The following is a 17,851-nucleotide window of genomic DNA, read 5'->3' as shown; positions in this document are numbered from 1 at the left end:
ATAGATAGAAATGTTTTCCATAAAAGAAATTTCTATGTTTTAATAGAAAATGTAAATATTATGAATCTATTAAGCGGAGGTTTCAAATGACGAAAAGAAAGTTTAGCAGTTTCATGGCAGGCATTCTGATTTTTGCCCTGTTTTTCAGTCAATTTCCTGTAAAGGATGTTAAGGCAGCAGAAGCAGATGTGCCGAAAGAAGAAGCGAAATTAACCATTTCAGAACCAGTAGAAGGTTTGTTTGAGGAATCGGACCAAGTACAATGGTACACGATAGATCCAACGGAAGCAGAAATTAAAGATTACACGCACCTGCGCGTAAAGCTTCAATCAGAAGCTGAATTGAATGTAACGGTATATTCCAGTCTTGAAAATGCAATTGATAATCGCGCATTCGACAGATATATGGGGTATTCTTATGCAGATCAGCCGGCAGTCATTGATTTCCCGGTAGCATGGGCGGGACCTTTTTATATTAAAGTAGAGCATTACGCTGGTGAAGAAGAGATCATAGAAGAAGAGATGACGATTGAGGAAGAAGAGGAAGAGCCGTCAGAGCCACCCGCTTCCTATACGATCGGGTATGATGGGATAACACTTCCTCCTTCTGAATATGTAAGTGCGGAAGAGTGCCCGGCAGAGCTTAGCACAAAAGAAAGAGAAAACGGCAAAAACATCTTAAATGACTTGAGAACTATTCGTGAGGATGTGCTTGCTAAAACAGAAAATGGACAAGAATTGTCATCCATGTATTACAAAATTGCCCCATTCTTAAGCACGAAAATGGTTTTCAGCAAAACCATCCGTGATAATGTTTATCAAGATTTAATGCAATTAAAAGGCTTATTTACAGATGTTGCTGAAAAAGGCAGCAGCAGTACGTATAAAATCACAAAAGCCGATCAAGATGCAATCAATCGTCTATACACGACTGCACTTGAGTCTGTTCCGGCTTTCCTTCAGGATCAAATTGAGAAAACCGGGAAAAGCATCGGAATTTCAAACGTGACGAACAAAACAGTTTCTTCCATTTTACAAAAGGGCGGATATACGGTACCTTCTGCAAGCAGCTATGAAAGCCGAGTCATTGTAAAATTAAAAGAAGGCAAGAAACTTAGCAGCATACAGTCAAAAACAAAATCATTCGGCATTCAGTCGGCTGCTCCGCTAAAAGCCAATAAATCTGTTTTTCCTGATATGTACGTCATGGAAGTAGAAGCCGGCACATCAGGCTACAAAGCTTCAGCGAGTTCTTTAAAAACAGCAGCAGGAAAGCTTGCCAAGCTTCCTGAGGTAGAATTTGCCGAACCTGTTCAGCAATACAAAGCATTTACTGCTGACGCTCAATATCCATATCAATGGTCGCTGAAAAACGAAGGAAAAGATGGCGGCACTGCTGGTGCTGACATTAAATTTGAACAGCTTCAGGAATTAATTGAAGGCAGAGAGCTGAATGATACCGTTATTGCCGTTGTTGACACTGGTGTAGATCATACACTTGCCGATCTTAACAGCAAAGTGCTTGCGGATAACGGCTATAATTTTATTGAAAAAAATTCAAATGCAATGGATGATCATGGGCATGGCACACATGTTTCAGGCATCATCGCTGCAGAGAACAATAACCATTACTCAATGTCAGGCATCAATTCACATGCTGAAATTCTTCCTGTAAAAGTTCTTGATGCATCAGGAAGCGGCGACACGGAGCAAATTGCATTCGGAATTCGATATGCAGTTGATCAAGGTGCAGACGTGATCAACCTGAGTCTTGGCGGAGGTTACAGCCGAGTGATTGAGAGTGCTTTAAAATATGCTTATGATCATGATGTAACGGTTGTTGCAGCAAGCGGAAATGATGGAATGGACGGATTATCTTATCCTGCTTCTTCTAAATATGTCATTTCAGTAGGCGGAACAAACCGCATCGATCTAGTATCGGATTATTCCAACTATGGAAAAGGACTGGATCTTGTTGCACCAGGTACTGACATTCCTAGCTTATTGCCTGATGGCAATGTAACGAATATGACGGGAACATCAATGGCAACACCTCATGTTGCAGCAGCAGCCGGCCTGCTTCTTTCACATAATATGGATTTAACGCCAAGTGAAGTAGAACGAATCCTGACGAAATCAGCTGCTGACATTGCCTTTGATGAACAGGATAATCCTATGGATGACATCGAAGAGTATCCATATGACGAAGAATACCCTTATCCTGAAGAAGAAGTCATTCCAGGCTATGACACAGTTTCTGGCTGGGGCCGACTTGATACATTCGGCGCTGTTAAAGCATTTGATCGAATGAATATTCAGGTGGAACGCATTTCTGGTTCAGACCGCTATGAAACAGCTGTAAAAGTATCAAAAGAAAGCTTTACTGGGTCCGGTACAGCTGTCATTGCAACAGGCAAAAATTATCCGGATGCATTAAGTGCAACTCCTCTTGCCCATAAACACAAGGCCCCTCTTTTATTAACAGACACGAATTCACTTCCTGCTGTTGTAAAAGGTGAGCTTAAGCGCCTGGGAGCGAAAAAAGTTATCCTTGTTGGCGGAAAATCAGTCATTACAGCTAACGTAGAAAAAGAGTTGAAAGCTGCCGGCATAACAACGATCTCAAGAATCAGCGGCTTAGACCGTTATGAGACATCAGTTAATATTGCTAAACAGCTTGGAACGGCAGATCGTGCAGTAGTTGCTACTGGGGAAAGCTTTGCAGATGCCTTATCAATTGCACCAATCGCTGCATCGAAAACGATGCCTATTTTACTGACAAAGAAAAATGCCATACCGAATTCTGTCAGCCAATACGTTAAATCAAGCAAAATGAAGCAAACCTTTGTTATTGGCGGCGCAGCTGTTGTGCCTGATAAAATAGCCAAATTGTTCCCAAATCATAAACGCATCAGCGGGGCAACTCGTTATGAAACAAACAGCAGCATTATCAGCTACTTTGCAGCTGACTTGAATATGTCCAGTCCGTTTATTGCAACTGGAACAAACTACCCTGATGCATTGTCAGGTTCTGCTGCAGCAGCAGTTCATGGCAATCCTATGATTTTAACAAATCCAAAAGCAGCTGAGCAAACAACGATCGATACAATTGCTGCTTATGCTGATTCAGCTAAAATGTATTACATCATTGGCGGAGAAAATGCTCTTCCTGAATCTGCAATCAGCTCATTATTTGAATAAGTTTCTCATGAAAAGTCCTGATCTGATCAGGGCTTTTTTTGAGTTTTAAGAATCTATATAATTTGCGCTTCGATGTCTAGTTCCATCGCCAAACTCCTCGGACAGAACGAATCCGCCAGTAAAGGCAAAAAGCGCCTTTACTGGCGGATCCTTATCTGTCTGTCGGAGCTAACGGGAGCTTGCGCTTTTCTTATGAAAGTCATGTCATATTAAGTCGAAAGAAATAGTTGGTAGTATATTATTTAAAATTTTGTTAGTTTTAGCAGAAATGAAAAATATCTGTTTAAAGATGGTTAAGTTGCTTCATTTTAATGAAATCCACGATGATCTTTACAACAACCCCTATCACAAACAAAACAAGCAATGAGTAAAAGTAAGTCCAATTATGTAATTTATAGATGTTAAGATAAACAAAGATCGGCTGAACAATAAAAGAAATGATAAGAGAAACAATAAAATCGACAATCAGGAAAAATTTCCATCTACTAAACATTTGATACATTAAGGCCATAATACTAGGAACAATAATAAATTCTACTGTAGCCACTGGTGAAAGAAACTGAACTAACTGATGGGGATGACTCCATAATTGAAAATATTCTCCTATATCATCAAAAATATTATTGATTACATAACTGATCATAAATGCAAGTGTGATCAGTAAAATCCTTTGTCGATCTATTAATAAAATAAATAATATGAGGAAGATAGCATTCATGATGAGAATAGCCCACCACTGGAAACTGAATAAATCATGGTTAATCCAATAGTCCATTTCGAGTTGATGTAATGTACTGGTCATTCCTTCTATTTCCTTATCCATTCAATCCCTCCTTAGCAGTAAGTATCTCTTGATATAATAATATTATACGCATGACTTTTATCTGTAATCGTTTGAACAGAATAAACCTTTTTTTCATTAATTCTCGTTATTATTCAGCTAACACAATATCTGATCTCGGATGCAAAAACAAAGACACCTCCGAATTAGTTTAACCTTCAAAACAAAGTACTGAATGAATACCTTATACAAATCTAGTTAACATAATCATTACTAGAGGAAATTATGAAAAAGAAAACCCCTTGATACTCAAGGGGTTTTTTGGTGTCAGGATTTATCGGTTATGCACGTTTTTATACAAGGTTGATCCATCAGCGTTTATAGTTTCTTTAAAAGCCTAATTAATGCATAAAAAACTGTTCATTTATACATTCTCACCTTTTTTTGCTGTTCTTGCTACAGGAACGAATTATCCAGATGCACTTGCGGGGTCTGCACTTGCGGCTCAATATTTAAGCCCGGTTGTTTTAACAAATCCAAATACTGCGAACGGCGCAACTAAAACTACTATTGACAAGTATAAGGAACAAACATTTGTTTATTACATTCTCGGAGGAGAAAAAGCTCTTCCTCAAAGTGCAATTGATCAGCTGTTTGAATAAAAGAAGCGCGGCTTGCTGCCGCGCTTTTAAAATGCCTCAATCTTCGCCATCACTTCTTTTAATATATCCACGGAACCCACAGGATCACCATCCAATTCTAAACTATGATTCGCCTCAGGAATAAGGACGGAGTGAAGAACAGGGTTTTCCTTCAGCTGCTGAAATCTATCTTCCTTATAATAAGGATCCTTATCGCCAATCATGCACAATCCTCGTTTTTTGCTCTTTACGATCGACCTAAAAACATCTTCTCTATTTAACAGCGGTGTTAACCAAATTACTTTCGCATCGAAAAAAGCTGTTCTGCTGAGCTCTGAAGCTAATGCAATGGTTCCGAGCGATTTTCCTATTAGATAAAAATCACTGTAAGTATGTGCGCTTAAGACAGTGTCGATTACGTTTCTTACATCTCTTTTTAAAGCCTCATCGATTTCTTCATTTGTAAAAGATTCATAGAATGCTGAATTGTATTGATAATTGATGCGGAGCACGTCAGCATTCTTGTTTAAGAATACGCCTGTTGAATAATGAAAAAGAGGACCCTGGGCTGTATAGCCTAAGCCTGGAAGCATAATGGCAAGGCTTTTTGTGTTAGAATTTTTGCTGAGAAGCGTATATGGAATGTTAGCATCCTTAAATCCGGTTACAGAATCTGTTTTGATCTTCATCACTGGCTTCACCCTCTCTTTCTAGTATTATACAGATAATTCCACTTTTGCTTAAGAGAAAATTTCCTTATTTGAAAAAAGATGCATAACTCCTGAATAATTCGGGTAATAGAGGGTAAGGTATGACTATTTTTTCATTATCATAATAGAAAAAGGTGAGCTGATGATCCGCTTTGAGAACGTATCTAAGGTATATAAGGATGGTACAAAAGCCGTTAATGCCTTGGATTTAACCATAGAAAAAGGGGAGTTTTTTATTTTTATCGGGCCTTCAGGCTGCGGAAAAACAACAACAATGAAAATGATTAACCGTCTGATAGATGCAACGGCTGGAACTGTTTACATAGACGGAAAAAATGTTCATGACTACGACATTCATGAACTCCGCTGGAATATTGGGTATGTGCTGCAGCAGATTGCTCTGTTTCCGCATATGACGATTGAAGAAAATATCGCGATCGTTCCTGAGCTTAGAAAATGGGACGCTGACAAAATCCGCAAGCGGACAGATGAGCTTCTTGAAATGGTAGGTCTTGAACCTGAAACATATCGAACACGGAAACCGAGCGAATTATCTGGCGGTCAGCAGCAGAGAATCGGAGTCATCAGGGCGCTTGCTGCTGATCCTGATATCATTCTCATGGACGAGCCATTCAGCGCGCTAGATCCAATCAGCCGCGTAAAACTGCAGCAGGATATGATTGATCTGCAAAAGCGGATTCATAAAACGATTGTATTTGTCACACATGATATGCAGGAGGCCCTGGCTTTAGGAGACCGCATTTGTGTGATGAAGGATGGAGAGGCCATTCAGGTTGATACACCTGAAGCCATTATTGCGAATCCTGCTAATGAGTTCGTTAAGGAGTTTATAGGTCATCGTGCCGTGACAAATGTTCTAGAGGGTTCGATTGAAGGGTTTGTTCGTCCTCCTCAGGAAACAGATTCCCTGAAAGTCCCGTTGTCTTATTCGGCAGATATCAAGGAGGCCCTGGCTCGATTAGGAGAAGAAGATATAATTCCAATTGAACGGGATGGACAGATTATCGGAACCATTACACGAGAGTCGGCCGTACAGTTTCTATCGGGGCGAACGGAAGAAAGAGGTTAACGTATGAATGCATTCATTGATGTTTTTAAAGATAGACAAGGCGAGCTATTATCTGCTTTGTTTGAACATATCCAAATTTCGTTTATAGCTCTTTTGCTTGCTGTCATCATATCTATTCCCCTCGGCATTTATTTAACAAGAAAAGCCAAAGCTGCAGAAGGTGTCATTGGAATCTCAGCAGTGCTTCAAACCATACCTTCCCTTGCATTGCTTGGGTTGCTGATACCGCTTGTCGGAATTGGAGTCATACCAGCAATTATTGCCTTGGTTATTTATGCACTGCTCCCAATTCTGAGAAATACATACACGGGAATTAAAGAGGTTGATCCTTCCTTAATTGAAGCGGCAAGAGCGATGGGAATGAACAATTCCAAGCGTCTGTTTAAAGTGGAGCTGCCTCTTGCCCTCCCGGTAATTATGGCCGGAATCCGGACAGCGATGGTGCTGATCGTAGGAACGACAACACTTGCAGCTCTAATTGGCGCAGGGGGATTAGGGAAACTGATTCTTCTTGGCATCGACCGCAACGATAACATGCTGATTTTACTTGGAGCAATTCCAGCAGCCCTTCTTGCAATCTTGTTTGATGTTCTCCTTCGTTTAGTTGAAAAAACATCAGCGAGGAGATCAATGAAAGCAGTTGGTCTTGCAGGATTAATCGCAGTCTTAATTGTTGCTGTGCCGCTTGTATTTGGGACAGGGAAAAAAGATATCGTCATCGCCGGCAAACTTGGATCTGAGCCTGAAATTTTAATCAATATGTATAAGCTGCTGATTGAGCAGGAGACAGATTTAGAAGTGGAAGTTAAACCTGGTCTCGGAAAAACCTCTTTTGTTTTCAATGCGCTAAAATCAGGAGATATTGATATTTACCCGGAATTCACTGGTACCGCCATTACTACATTTTTAAAAGAGGAAGCTGTAAGCACCAATCGAAACGAAGTGTATGAGCAGGCCAAAAAAGGTATGATGGAAGAATTTGATATGGCCTACCTTGAGCCGATGAAATTTAACAACACGTACACTCTAGCCGTACCCAAGGAAGCAGCTGAACAATTTGGCCTTGAAAAAATGTCAGATTTAAAACAAGTGGCAGGCAATATGAAGGCTGGGTTTACACTTGAGTTTTCTGATCGTGAGGACGGATATAAAGGTATCCAAAAGCTTTATGAAACAACCTTTCCAAACTTAAAAACGATGGAGCCAAAGCTGCGTTACGAAGCCATTCAGTCTGGTGAAATCAATTTAATTGATGCATATTCAACAGACAGTGAGCTGCAGCAATACAACTTAACAGTTTTAGAAGATGATAAAAACTTATTCCCGCCTTATCAGGGTGCGCCGTTATTGAAAAAAGAAACGCTTGAAGAGCATCCGGAGATTGAGGACGCGCTAAATAATCTCGCAGGAAAAATTACGGACGATGAAATGCGGGATATGAATTATCAGGTAAATGTTGAAGGAAAGCAAGCTTCAGAAGCGGCGAAAGAGTACCTTCAAAAAGAAGGCCTGCTGAAAAAATAGAGAATAAAAAGAGAGAATCCAACTGGAATTCTCTCTTTTTGCTATATGACCAAGGGAATATGTGTAATGAATATATAGAAAACCATACAAATTAAGCTTTCTGAATAGATTTCTTTGTTTATCATAAATGAAAAATGATATATGATGAGATTTAATGTCTGCGGTTTTTACAAATTCTCCGTCTAGTTTTTATAGATGTATTGGGTCAATTAGATTATCATCAAATGTATCGTATAAAAAACGGTGTTAAATCCACAATATAATGAATATAGAATTGTTCCAAAGATAAGCAGGTGAACCTAATGAATGCAAGACAGCAAGAAATCCTACATATTTTATTAACTCAATCCGATCAGCATTTGTTAGTGCAGGATATTGCAGAAAGAGTGGATTGTTCCGAAAAAACAATACGCAATGATTTTAAGGCTATCGAAGAATACATGAAACATCATTCAAATGCTTCTTTGATTCGAAAACCAGGGTTAGGCGTATACTTAGAAATTGAAGAGCGCGAGAAGACAACCTTATTTAAACAGCTGCACCTGGCAAAAAATCCAGTCTATGAATCTAATGAAAGGGTTCTCCAAATAGCATATCAGCTTCTGATGTCCGTAAAGCCAGTAACAGTGCAGGATTTTGCTTTGCAGTATTTTGTGAATAAATCAGTTATCAAAAAAGACTTGGACAAAATCAATGAATGGCTAAAGGATATGGACTTAACATTAATTTCTAAGCAAAGAGTCGGTCTATCGATTATAGGAACTGAAAAAAATAAACGAACAGCTTTTTCCCGATTCTATCAGCTGACCAACAATATGACATCCAGTATTCAATTTATAAAAGAACAATTTTCATCTCATGAAGCTGAAGCAGTAAAAAATGAATTGAAAGAACTGCAAAATCGGCAGTCTTTTTATTTTACAGATGAAACAGTTGAAAGTTTAATCATACATACACTCCTGATGATTAGGCGAATAAAACTTAAACAGCCTATTTCCATCTCAGAAAAAGAAAAATCTCTTCTCAGAGATAAGAAAGAATATGAATGGACTTCTGAATTTCTAAAAAGGCTGGGACCTGTTTTTTCATTGCATTTTCCAGAAGAGGAAATCACTTATTTAGCTTTACATATATTAGGCGGAAAAATTCGTTATCAACAAAGAAACGAGACAGACAAACTGGCTGGTTTTACTGAAAATAACCCTATGCTATTAATGCTGGTGCATCTTTTAGTAAATCGTATGTCCGAGTTAAAAATGATTGAATTTACAAAGGATCAAACCTTGTTAAGCGGACTGAAGGTTCATTTGTATACAACCTTAAATCGTCTTAATTACGGTCTTTCCGTTACAAATCCAATGTTGGATGATATAAAAAAAATGTATCCTTATATGTTTGATATGGTCATTAACGTCTTAGAAGAAATTAATCAATCTTTCGCTCTGTCAATTCCAGAGGAAGAAGCAGCTTATGTCACTTTGCATTTTCAAGCATCGATTGAACGGCTTAAAAGTACCAGAGAAAAAAAGAAAAATGCCGTTATTGTCTGTCATATGGGAATTGGTACGTCCCAGTTATTAAAAACTAAAATTGAGAGAAAGTTTTATTCCATCCATATCATGGGGTGCATAGCGGAGGCAGACTTAAAAGAATTTTTAGCGAAATATGATATCGATCTTGTGATATCCACTGTCTCTTTGCCGGAACTAAAGATTCCGCATCTTGTCGTTTCCCCATTGTTAACGGCGGCAGAAGTAGAGAAATTAAAGAATTTTATCAATCAGTTTGAAGAATCTGTACATCATGAAATAGAAGAATCTGTTGTGTTGAAATATACGAATCCTTTTTTAGTTTTTTTACAGCAAGATGCAGAACATCGTTATGAAATAATCGAAATGCTTGCTGACTCCTTGTATGAAAAAGGGTATGTGGAAAAAGAATATGCACATAACGCCATTAATAGGGAAAAAATGTCATCAACAACCATTGGTGCAGGCATTGCCATTCCACACGGCAACCCCAAACTGATCAAACAGTCAGCGATTGCAATTGCTACTTTAAAAAAACCGATTAAATGGGGATCAGAAAAAGTAACACTCGTATTTATGCTCGCTGTAAAAAATGATGAGCATGAAGAGACAAGGCAGCTATTTGGTGAATTGTCCTATATAAGTGAACAGCCTGCTTTCATTCAAACTCTCATTAAAGAAAAAGACAAAATGAACTTTTTAACTTATTTTCATGTTAGAAGGTAGTAACCTATAAGGGATAAAAAACGATATTTCCGGAAGCTGCGGTAAAAAGTTAAACTTTTCCCCTAGTTATTTCGCGGTATAGTAAGAATGTAAGCGATTGCGAGATGAATTTAGGAGGATTAGAAATGAAGATATTAGCGATTACATCCTGTCCAAACGGGATTGCTCATACTTATATGGCTGCAGAAAATCTTCAAAAAGCTGCTAAAAAGTTAGGCGTTCAAATGAAGGTTGAAACCCAGGGCTCGATCGGGGTAGAAAATGAATTTACTGAGAAGGATATTCGTGAAGCGGACGGCATTATTATCGCTGCTGACAAAACAGTCAATAAAGATCGATTTATTGGCAAAAAGGTGTTAGTTGCCGGTGTTCAAGACGGTATACGCAAGCCTGAAGAATTGATTAATAAAATAAGCGGCGACGTACCTGTGTACAAAGCATCAAAGTCTGCAGAAAATAATCATAAAAAAGAAGAAAAACAAAACCCATTTTACCGGCATTTAATGAATGGTGTTTCTTATATGATTCCATTCATAGTGATTGGCGGGTTATTAATAGCGATTGCGTTAACTCTTGGAGGAGAAAAGACTCCTGGAGGGCTGGTGATTCCGGAGGATTCATTCTGGAAAACAATCGAAAAACTCGGTGGAGCATCCTTTACATTCATGATTCCAATTCTGGCAGGATTCATTGCCGTTAGTATTGCTGATAGACCTGGTTTAGCTCCTGGTATGATTGGCGGATATATTGCAGCAAATGGCAGTTTTTACGGAAGCGAAGCTGGTGCAGGCTTTATCGGCGGTATTATCGCGGGTTTCTTAGCTGGGTATGTAGCTTTAGGTATTAAAAAATTAAAAGTACCAAAAGCCATTCAGCCTATCATGCCAATTATCATCATCCCGATCGTTGCGTCACTCATTGTCGGTCTCGTATTTGTTTATATTCTTGGAGCACCTGTTGCACAAGTTTTCGAATCATTAACATCTTGGTTAGCAAGCATGCAAGGTACAAGCTCAATCCTATTGGCATTAATTTTAGGTGCAATGATTTCCTTTGATATGGGAGGTCCTGTAAATAAGGTTGCCTTCCTTTTCGGATCTGCAATGATTGCTGAAGGAAACTATGAAATCATGGGCCCAATCGCAGTTGCAATCTGTATTCCGCCTATTGGAATGGGACTTGCGACGTTCTTAGGAAAGAAAAAATTCCAGCCTGCAGAAAGAGAAGCAGGAAAAGCGTCATTTACAATGGGTTTATTCGGAATCACAGAAGGAGCAATCCCGTTTGCAGCTCAAGATCCGCTTCGTGTCATTCCCAGCATTATGGCAGGTTCTATGATTGGTTCAGTTATCGCGATGCTTGGACATGTTGGAGATAAAGTTGCACATGGAGGACCGATTGTTGCCGTCCTCGGAGCTGTTGATAATGTTCTGATGTTTTTTATCGCCGTTATTGCAGGTGCAATTGTAACAGCTCTTTTGGTCAATATCTTAAAAAGAGATGTTCAAACAATGGATATCCCTGATGCAAAAGAAGCTGAAGAAACAATAGAAGTACCGCAAAAAGCGCATCAAAAAGAGGTCAAAACAGCAAATATAGAAATTAAAAAATTAACAGATATCACCAGTCTAGATCTAATTGACGTAAATTTAGCCGGATTAACACGTGATGATGTTATTGATGAAATGATACAGAAATTAGATGATTCAGGAGCATTAAGTTCAACTTCAGATTTCAAGCAGGCCATCCTAAATCGAGAACAAGAAAGTTCAACAGGAATTGGCATGAACATTGCTATCCCTCACGGAAAATCAATGGCCGTAAAAAAACCTCGCGTTGTTTTTGGTCTCAAAAAAGTCGGAGTAGACTGGAAAAGCCTTGATGGTACAGATGCAAAGCTGATTTTCATGATTGCTGTTCCTAAGGATAGTGAAGGGAATGAACATTTAAAAATCCTTCAAATGCTTTCTCGTAAACTGATGGATGAAAGCTATAGAGAACAATTATTAGCTGTTAAAACAAAAGAAGAAGCATTTAAGCTATTAGAGTCGATTGAATAGGTTAGCCACCAAGAGAGTTCAGCCCTTAAACTAAAGGATAAATTTTAGCCCTTTTTCTTATTTTTGATGGGAAGAGGGCATGAAATTTTCACTTAAAAAAAAGATGTTTCAAAGGACACAGTATGACAACTTAGAGCCAAAGATATGTATACTAAAAAGATAATAAGTATGAAAGGGAGAGATTTGTTTTGACCATGGAGCCATTGTTTTTTGAACCTATTTTTAAAGAAAGAATTTGGGGCGGAAAGAACCTGACTTCATTCGGATATGATATTCCATATAATCAAACAGGAGAGTGCTGGGCATTCGCAGCACATTCAAATGGTCAAAGTGTTGTGAAAAATGGTGCATATAAAGGGTTATCCTTGGGTGAACTATGGGAAAAACACCGTGAGTTATTTGGAAATATAGCTGGAGACCGTTTTCCTCTTCTTACTAAAATATTAGACGCAAATCAAGACTTATCGGTTCAGGTTCACCCTAATGATGAGTATGCCAAGATTCATGAGAATGGAGAGTTAGGGAAAACCGAATGCTGGTATATAATTGATTGTAAAGAAAATGCCGAAATTATTTATGGACATCATGCAAAAACACAAGAAGAATTAATCCGAATGATTAATAATGAGGAATGGGATAAACTGCTTCGTTCAGTAAAAGTCAAACCAGGTGATTTCTTTTATGTGCCTAGTGGAACCATTCATGCGATTGGTGAAGGTATTATCATTTTAGAGACGCAGCAAAACTCTGACACTACCTACCGTGTTTATGATTATAATCGGAAGGATTCAGAAGGGAACCTCCGTGAGCTTCATATTCAAAAAAGTATCGAAGTAACTGAAGTTCCTTTCACAGCAAATAAATTAAATACTCAACCTGAAACAATAGCGGGCTTAACGATCGATTCACTAATTGAATGTCCTTACTTCACAGTGCAAAAATGGGAATTAGATGGTACAGCCAGCTTAAAACAGCAAAAGCCTTTTCTTCTTGCCAGTGTTATTCATGGAAATGGAGAACTAATCCATAATGGAAATCATTCCTTCTTTAAAAAAGGAGATCACTTTTTATTACCTGGTGAATTCGGTGAATTCGAGCTTGCAGGTAAATCAGAACTTATTATTTCAAGTATTTAAGAGTCACATCGCCGCTCTCGTATTAAAAAAGAATCATAAAGAATTTACTTACAAACAGCACCCATAATAAAATAGGTGCTGTTTGTAAATAATTGTTTATAAAATTAAAAGATGTTGAAGTTAGTGTAGTAGGTTCAGATTCAAATTTTCAATTCCATGAAACTACCATGTTTTTCCGCCATGAAGACTTTGTCAAGGCTGACGATAATTAACATACCGCCTTACCATTAGCAAAGAGATTATAACCTTAGTCAGACATAGCCAACATATGACTAAGGTTATTTAATTTTCTCGAAAACGAACCCGTTTCGTCATTATTATTTTCTAGTGATTGTAAGTATTGTTAGTATGATTTTCTTCTTGAACTAACTAACTTGCTTCTTTACTTCAATAAGAAGAGACGACACTTTGTTAAGCAATCGCCTCCTTTAATGGAATAACTACAATATTTGCCTCAGCAAGTCTTTGAAAACTTAATAAATTACCTTGAGGGAGACAGAAATGACAAAAAAATGACCCATGGCAAGTAGGTCAGTTAAGATTTAATATCCACTTTATGCTCTCCATGCAAACTGGCAGATATTTGAAGATTTTTATTTTATAATAAATTGTTACCCACAAGCAAGGTTGGATTTCGCATGGGATCTTCAGAAGGATCCTTTTCTTATTCAATTAAAGCCCCCGATTGTGGAAGATCAATGAAACAACAACCTTTTAATAATATTGGTTTATGCCAGCTCCTTCTTCTTTTCGGCAATAGCAGTTTTGTCGACACGCCCGAATTTTACATAATAAATAGCTGTCATCACAACGACCAAAATGGCAAGTACCAGAAAAATGTTGCTGTATACGAAAGCAGCGCTATTTTGCGATATTGGATTTAAGCGAACGGTCGGTGTACCGAAGTCAAGTACCTTGCCAATTGCAGCTGTCGATGAAGCCCCAGAAATGAAATTGAGCATTGAGAACAAACCCATTCCTATTCCTATCTGCAACTATGTTAACTGAAACACATCTCTTCTTCAAGTAACCTACCAGTTAGCTCAATAAGCCTTATTCAATTAAACTGGCCCGTTAAATAAACAAGGTACACGCGTGTAAATCTTTGATACTCTTACTCATCACATAATTCAGAGATATCCTTCCAGCCATACGCAACATCCTCTACTACGGTTCCTCCAAACGTACTAGTCCTATGAATATATTCTTTTCCTCCCATACGTTCATAAAAACCAAGTCCAGATTTATTCTGTTTCATTACCCATACCATCATAGAATAAATACCTTTTTCTTTAAAATGCTTAGAAATAGCTGAAACAAGCTGCCTACCAACACCTAATCCTCTACATTCCTGTAAGAGATAAAGCGAATATAGTTCTCCATCAAAATTCTTCTCATTAATACTTTTACCTGATGCAAAACCTATAATTTTTCCTGTATCATTAATTGCAACATAAATAAAAGGTTCATTTTCGTTATTTAAAAAATCAATCCATCTTTTTTCTGCATCTTCGTACGATAATTCGTCCAGATAATCGTCAGGTACTAGACCAAGATAAGTAGTCCTCCAACTATCAACATAAACTCTTGATACGCCCTTTAAATCTTCTTTACTTGCTTTTCTAATTTCCAAGTTAAGAGCCTCCAATGCAAAACAGTAAAATAATAAAATTTATTATAACATTCTTTCTTCAACCCCCAGTTAGCTCAATAAGTGTTATTTCATAAAATGCACCTTATGTAGAATAACGATCGAGTTCGATTACTCCGTTAAACTGCCCGATTGCTTAATACCAATTATTTCAAAATTAGGTGATTAACTCAATCTTTTATTCCATTAAAAAGGACACTTACCTTATTACAGATAAGCGCCCTTTAATGGAGTAACTGTAATATAGCCTCATTCTTAAAATCACTAAATCCTTATTCAACAAACGCACCCGTTAGTTCATTAAGAAAAGCGAACCTTCTTCAAGAATCGCGCCCAATTGTGGAAGAACATTACATTTAATTTTTTCTCATTAAAACGCAGGTGGGGTAACTGAAAATAATACAACTGTATTCTGACTAAAATTATTTTCCCATTTATGTTTGAAATTTGCTGGTATTTTCACACTATCACCAGCTTCTAATATATATTCTTCTTCACCTAAATACAGCTTAATTTTCCCTTCCAAAATAAATGCTACTTCCTCTCCTCTATGTTCTAGAGGATTTTCTGACGAAGAAATATTCGGAGGAACTTTCATAATCGCTGTTGCTAAATTACCCGTAAAATCAGGTGACAATAACTCATAAGACAAATTATCAATGATCATTTTCTTACGTTTACTGGACCTAACGATTAAATCCTCCGTAATCGTTTCTTCAAGTAAAAAACTAAATGTTGGAACATTCAGGGTTTTAGCTAAGACCTTTAGGGTTTGAATAGAAGGATTCGCCAAACCTCGTTCAATTTGGCTTAACATTGAAGGTGTAATTTCAGCTAATTTTGCTAACTCTCTACTACTCAATCCTTTAGCTTTTCTATATTTTTCAACTTTCTTGCCAATATCTATATTTTCCATAATCGATACTCCTTAACGAGGTATTAAATTTCATTTAAATAAAGTTAATATAAATTAACATAGTGATGATTGTGTGTTAAACTGTATTAAATTTCATTTAAATAAAGTTAATATAAATTAACATAGTGATGATTGTGTGTTAAACTGTATTAAATTTTATTTAATTATAATTTACGAAGCAACTTGTTACAAGAAAATTAGGAGGATTAAACAAATGAAAGAGATTGAAAGCAAAGAATTACAAACATGGAAAGACAAATATCCTTTACTAAAGAAGCTCATTTCGATGGATGAAGTATTTTGGCTCAATCCAAATGTCGAAAAATTTCAAACGGGAATTAAAAAATCCCCCCTTACTCAAGAAGATGTAAGAGATGCAGAGGAAAGGTTGAAACGTTTTGCTCCATATATCGCCAAGGTTTTCCCTGAAACAAAAGGAACGAACGGTATCATAGAATCTCCTTTAGTGAGAATTCCTGCCATGAAACAATCCTTAGAACAGGATTATCAACAACCTATATTAGGAGAATTATTACTAAAATGTGATAGTCACCTTCCTATATCAGGATCTATTAAAGCAAGAGGCGGGATTTATGAAATTCTCAAACATGCAGAAGAATTAGCTTTTCAACATCAATTGTTAACGATTCAAGATGATTATTCGATTTTAGATAGTGATAGGTTTCGAACCCTTTTCTCAAAATATTCAATCGCAGTAGGCTCTACTGGAAATTTAGGACTTAGTATTGGCATCATCAGTGCAAAGTTAGGTTTTAATGTTTCCGTTCATATGTCAGCTGATGCAAAACAGTGGAAAAAAGACTTGCTTAGAAGCAAAAATGTCAAAGTTATTGAATATGAAGCTGATTATAGTAAAGCTGTAGAGGAAGGCCGAATCCAAGCAGATAGTGACCCAACATGTTATTTTGTGGATGATGAAAATTCTCACGACCTATTTTTAGGATATGCAGTGGCTGCATCTCGTTTGAAGAAACAATTAGAAGAGCTAGAGATAATAATAGATGAAAATCATCCTTTGTTTGTTTACCTTCCATGTGGAGTAGGTGGTGGTCCTGGAGGGGTAGCTTTTGGTTTGAAATTATTGTATCAAGACCATATTCACTGTTTCTTTGCAGAACCTACCCACTCACCATGTATGTTACTCGGTTTAATGACTGGACTTCATGATAAAGTTTCTGTACAAGATGTTGGTATCGATAATGTAACAGACGCGGATGGACTTGCTGTAGGAAAGCCATCTGGGTTTGTAGGTAAAACTATGGAACCTTTTTTAAGTGGCAATTATACGGTTAGCGATGAACAGTTGTATAAGTTGCTAAAAGAACTAATCGATACAGAGGGGATCCATTTAGAACCTTCAGCACTAGCAGGCATGATAGGACCAAGTAAATTATGTAAAGAGGGCATCGATTATTTACAGAAGCATAGTTTAACGGAAAAGATGAATAAGGGTACACATATTATTTGGGGGACTGGTGGAAGCATGGTTCCTGAAGAAATGATGACGCAATATTATCAAAAAGGGTTGAAATTAGCGTTAGAGAAACAGAAGTGATTTAACTTTGCCCAACAATTACATGTGGCTATAAAACAAAAAAAAGACTGTAGGCAAAAGGAGTTTTATCTAACTGTGAAAACAAAGTTGATTGGAACGGAAGGTGCGAGACTCCTGCGGTAAAAGCGCGTCCAAGGGAGACCCCACAGGCGCACTCGCTTTCCGAGGGCGGACCGCCCGCGGAAAGCGAGTGCCCTACGTTCTAATCAACTTTCGAATTTTTACAAACCCTCAAAAAAACTTTAGACTACAGGAATGCTAACCTGCCCCGTTTGTTGAATAAGAACCACTTATATTTCACCATAAAATAC

The 17,851-nt window shown here is 37.6% G+C and carries 13 protein-coding genes; 8 read left to right on the top strand and 5 right to left on the bottom strand.

Going from position 1 to position 17,851, the window contains the following annotated elements; translation table 11 throughout:
* The first annotated feature begins 86 nt into the window (after nt 1-86).
* A complete protein-coding gene (locus QFZ72_RS20850; protein WP_307437262.1) occupies nt 87-3,200 on the top strand; it encodes a cell wall-binding repeat-containing protein in 3,114 nt (1,037 codons plus the stop codon).
* A 283-nt stretch (nt 3,201-3,483) separates the two neighbouring features.
* On the opposite strand, the gene QFZ72_RS20845 is transcribed toward QFZ72_RS20850, so the two are convergent.
* A complete protein-coding gene (locus tag QFZ72_RS20845) occupies nt 3,484-4,002 on the bottom strand; it encodes a CBO0543 family protein (protein WP_307437260.1) in 519 nt (172 codons plus the stop codon).
* 383 nt (nt 4,003-4,385) lie between these two features.
* Between QFZ72_RS20845 and QFZ72_RS20840 the strand changes: the two genes are divergently transcribed.
* The gene (locus QFZ72_RS20840) at nt 4,386-4,643 is read left to right on the top strand and encodes a cell wall-binding repeat-containing protein (protein WP_307437257.1); all 258 of its coding nucleotides are present in this window, start codon (nt 4,386-4,388) and stop codon (nt 4,641-4,643) included.
* Nucleotides 4,644-4,669: 26 nt separating this feature from the next.
* Here QFZ72_RS20840 and QFZ72_RS20835 read toward each other — a convergent pair whose 3' ends face one another.
* Entirely contained in the window at nt 4,670-5,311 is a 642-nt protein-coding gene (locus QFZ72_RS20835; RefSeq protein ID WP_307437255.1) for an alpha/beta family hydrolase, read from the bottom strand.
* 163 nt (nt 5,312-5,474) lie between these two features.
* Here QFZ72_RS20835 and QFZ72_RS20830 point away from each other — a divergent pair, with 163 nt between their 5' ends.
* From QFZ72_RS20830 to manA, 5 genes are all read left to right on the top strand, one after another.
* Nucleotides 5,475-6,422, top strand: coding sequence for an ABC transporter ATP-binding protein (locus QFZ72_RS20830; RefSeq protein WP_307437253.1), 948 nt, complete (start codon nt 5,475-5,477; stop codon nt 6,420-6,422).
* 3 nt (nt 6,423-6,425) lie between these two features.
* On the top strand, nt 6,426-7,946 hold the full coding sequence (opuFB, locus tag QFZ72_RS20825) for an osmoprotectant update ABC transporter permease/substrate-binding subunit OpuFB (protein ID WP_307437252.1): 1,521 nt from the start codon (nt 6,426-6,428) through the stop codon (nt 7,944-7,946).
* A gap of 302 nt (nt 7,947-8,248) precedes the next feature.
* Entirely contained in the window at nt 8,249-10,201 is a 1,953-nt protein-coding gene (locus QFZ72_RS20820) for a BglG family transcription antiterminator (RefSeq protein ID WP_307437250.1), read from the top strand.
* 125 nt (nt 10,202-10,326) lie between these two features.
* The gene (locus QFZ72_RS20815; RefSeq protein WP_307437247.1) at nt 10,327-12,261 is read left to right on the top strand and encodes a PTS fructose transporter subunit IIABC; all 1,935 of its coding nucleotides are present in this window, start codon (nt 10,327-10,329) and stop codon (nt 12,259-12,261) included.
* Nucleotides 12,262-12,455: 194 nt separating this feature from the next.
* Nucleotides 12,456-13,397, top strand: a complete 942-nt coding sequence (manA, locus tag QFZ72_RS20810) for a mannose-6-phosphate isomerase, class I (RefSeq protein ID WP_307439898.1) — start codon at nt 12,456-12,458, stop codon at nt 13,395-13,397.
* A gap of 728 nt (nt 13,398-14,125) precedes the next feature.
* Here the strand turns inward: manA and QFZ72_RS20805 are convergent.
* The 3 genes from QFZ72_RS20805 to QFZ72_RS20795 all read right to left on the bottom strand — a co-directional run bounded on the left by QFZ72_RS20805 (nt 14,126) and on the right by QFZ72_RS20795 (nt 15,964).
* Nucleotides 14,126-14,359 (bottom strand): hypothetical protein, encoded by a 234-nt coding sequence (locus tag QFZ72_RS20805; RefSeq protein ID WP_307437243.1) that lies wholly within the window; start codon nt 14,357-14,359, stop codon nt 14,126-14,128.
* A 152-nt stretch (nt 14,360-14,511) separates the two neighbouring features.
* Nucleotides 14,512-15,030, bottom strand: a complete 519-nt coding sequence (locus QFZ72_RS20800) for a GNAT family N-acetyltransferase (RefSeq protein WP_307437240.1) — start codon at nt 15,028-15,030, stop codon at nt 14,512-14,514.
* Nucleotides 15,031-15,418: 388 nt separating this feature from the next.
* Nucleotides 15,419-15,964 carry a helix-turn-helix domain-containing protein gene (locus QFZ72_RS20795; RefSeq protein ID WP_307437237.1) on the bottom strand — a complete coding sequence of 182 codons (546 nt, stop codon included), beginning with the start codon at nt 15,962-15,964 and terminating at the stop codon, nt 15,419-15,421.
* Between the two features lie 214 nt (nt 15,965-16,178).
* On the opposite strand from QFZ72_RS20795, the gene QFZ72_RS20790 reads away from it, so the two are divergent.
* Nucleotides 16,179-17,540, top strand: a complete 1,362-nt coding sequence (locus QFZ72_RS20790) for a D-serine ammonia-lyase (RefSeq protein WP_307437233.1) — start codon at nt 16,179-16,181, stop codon at nt 17,538-17,540.
* The last annotated feature ends 311 nt before the right edge of the window (nt 17,541-17,851 follow it).

The sequence above is a fragment of the Bacillus sp. V2I10 genome (assembly GCF_030817055.1).
GTDB lineage: Bacteria > Bacillota > Bacilli > Bacillales > Bacillaceae > Bacillus_P.
This window is presented reverse-complemented; position numbering and strand designations above follow the sequence as displayed.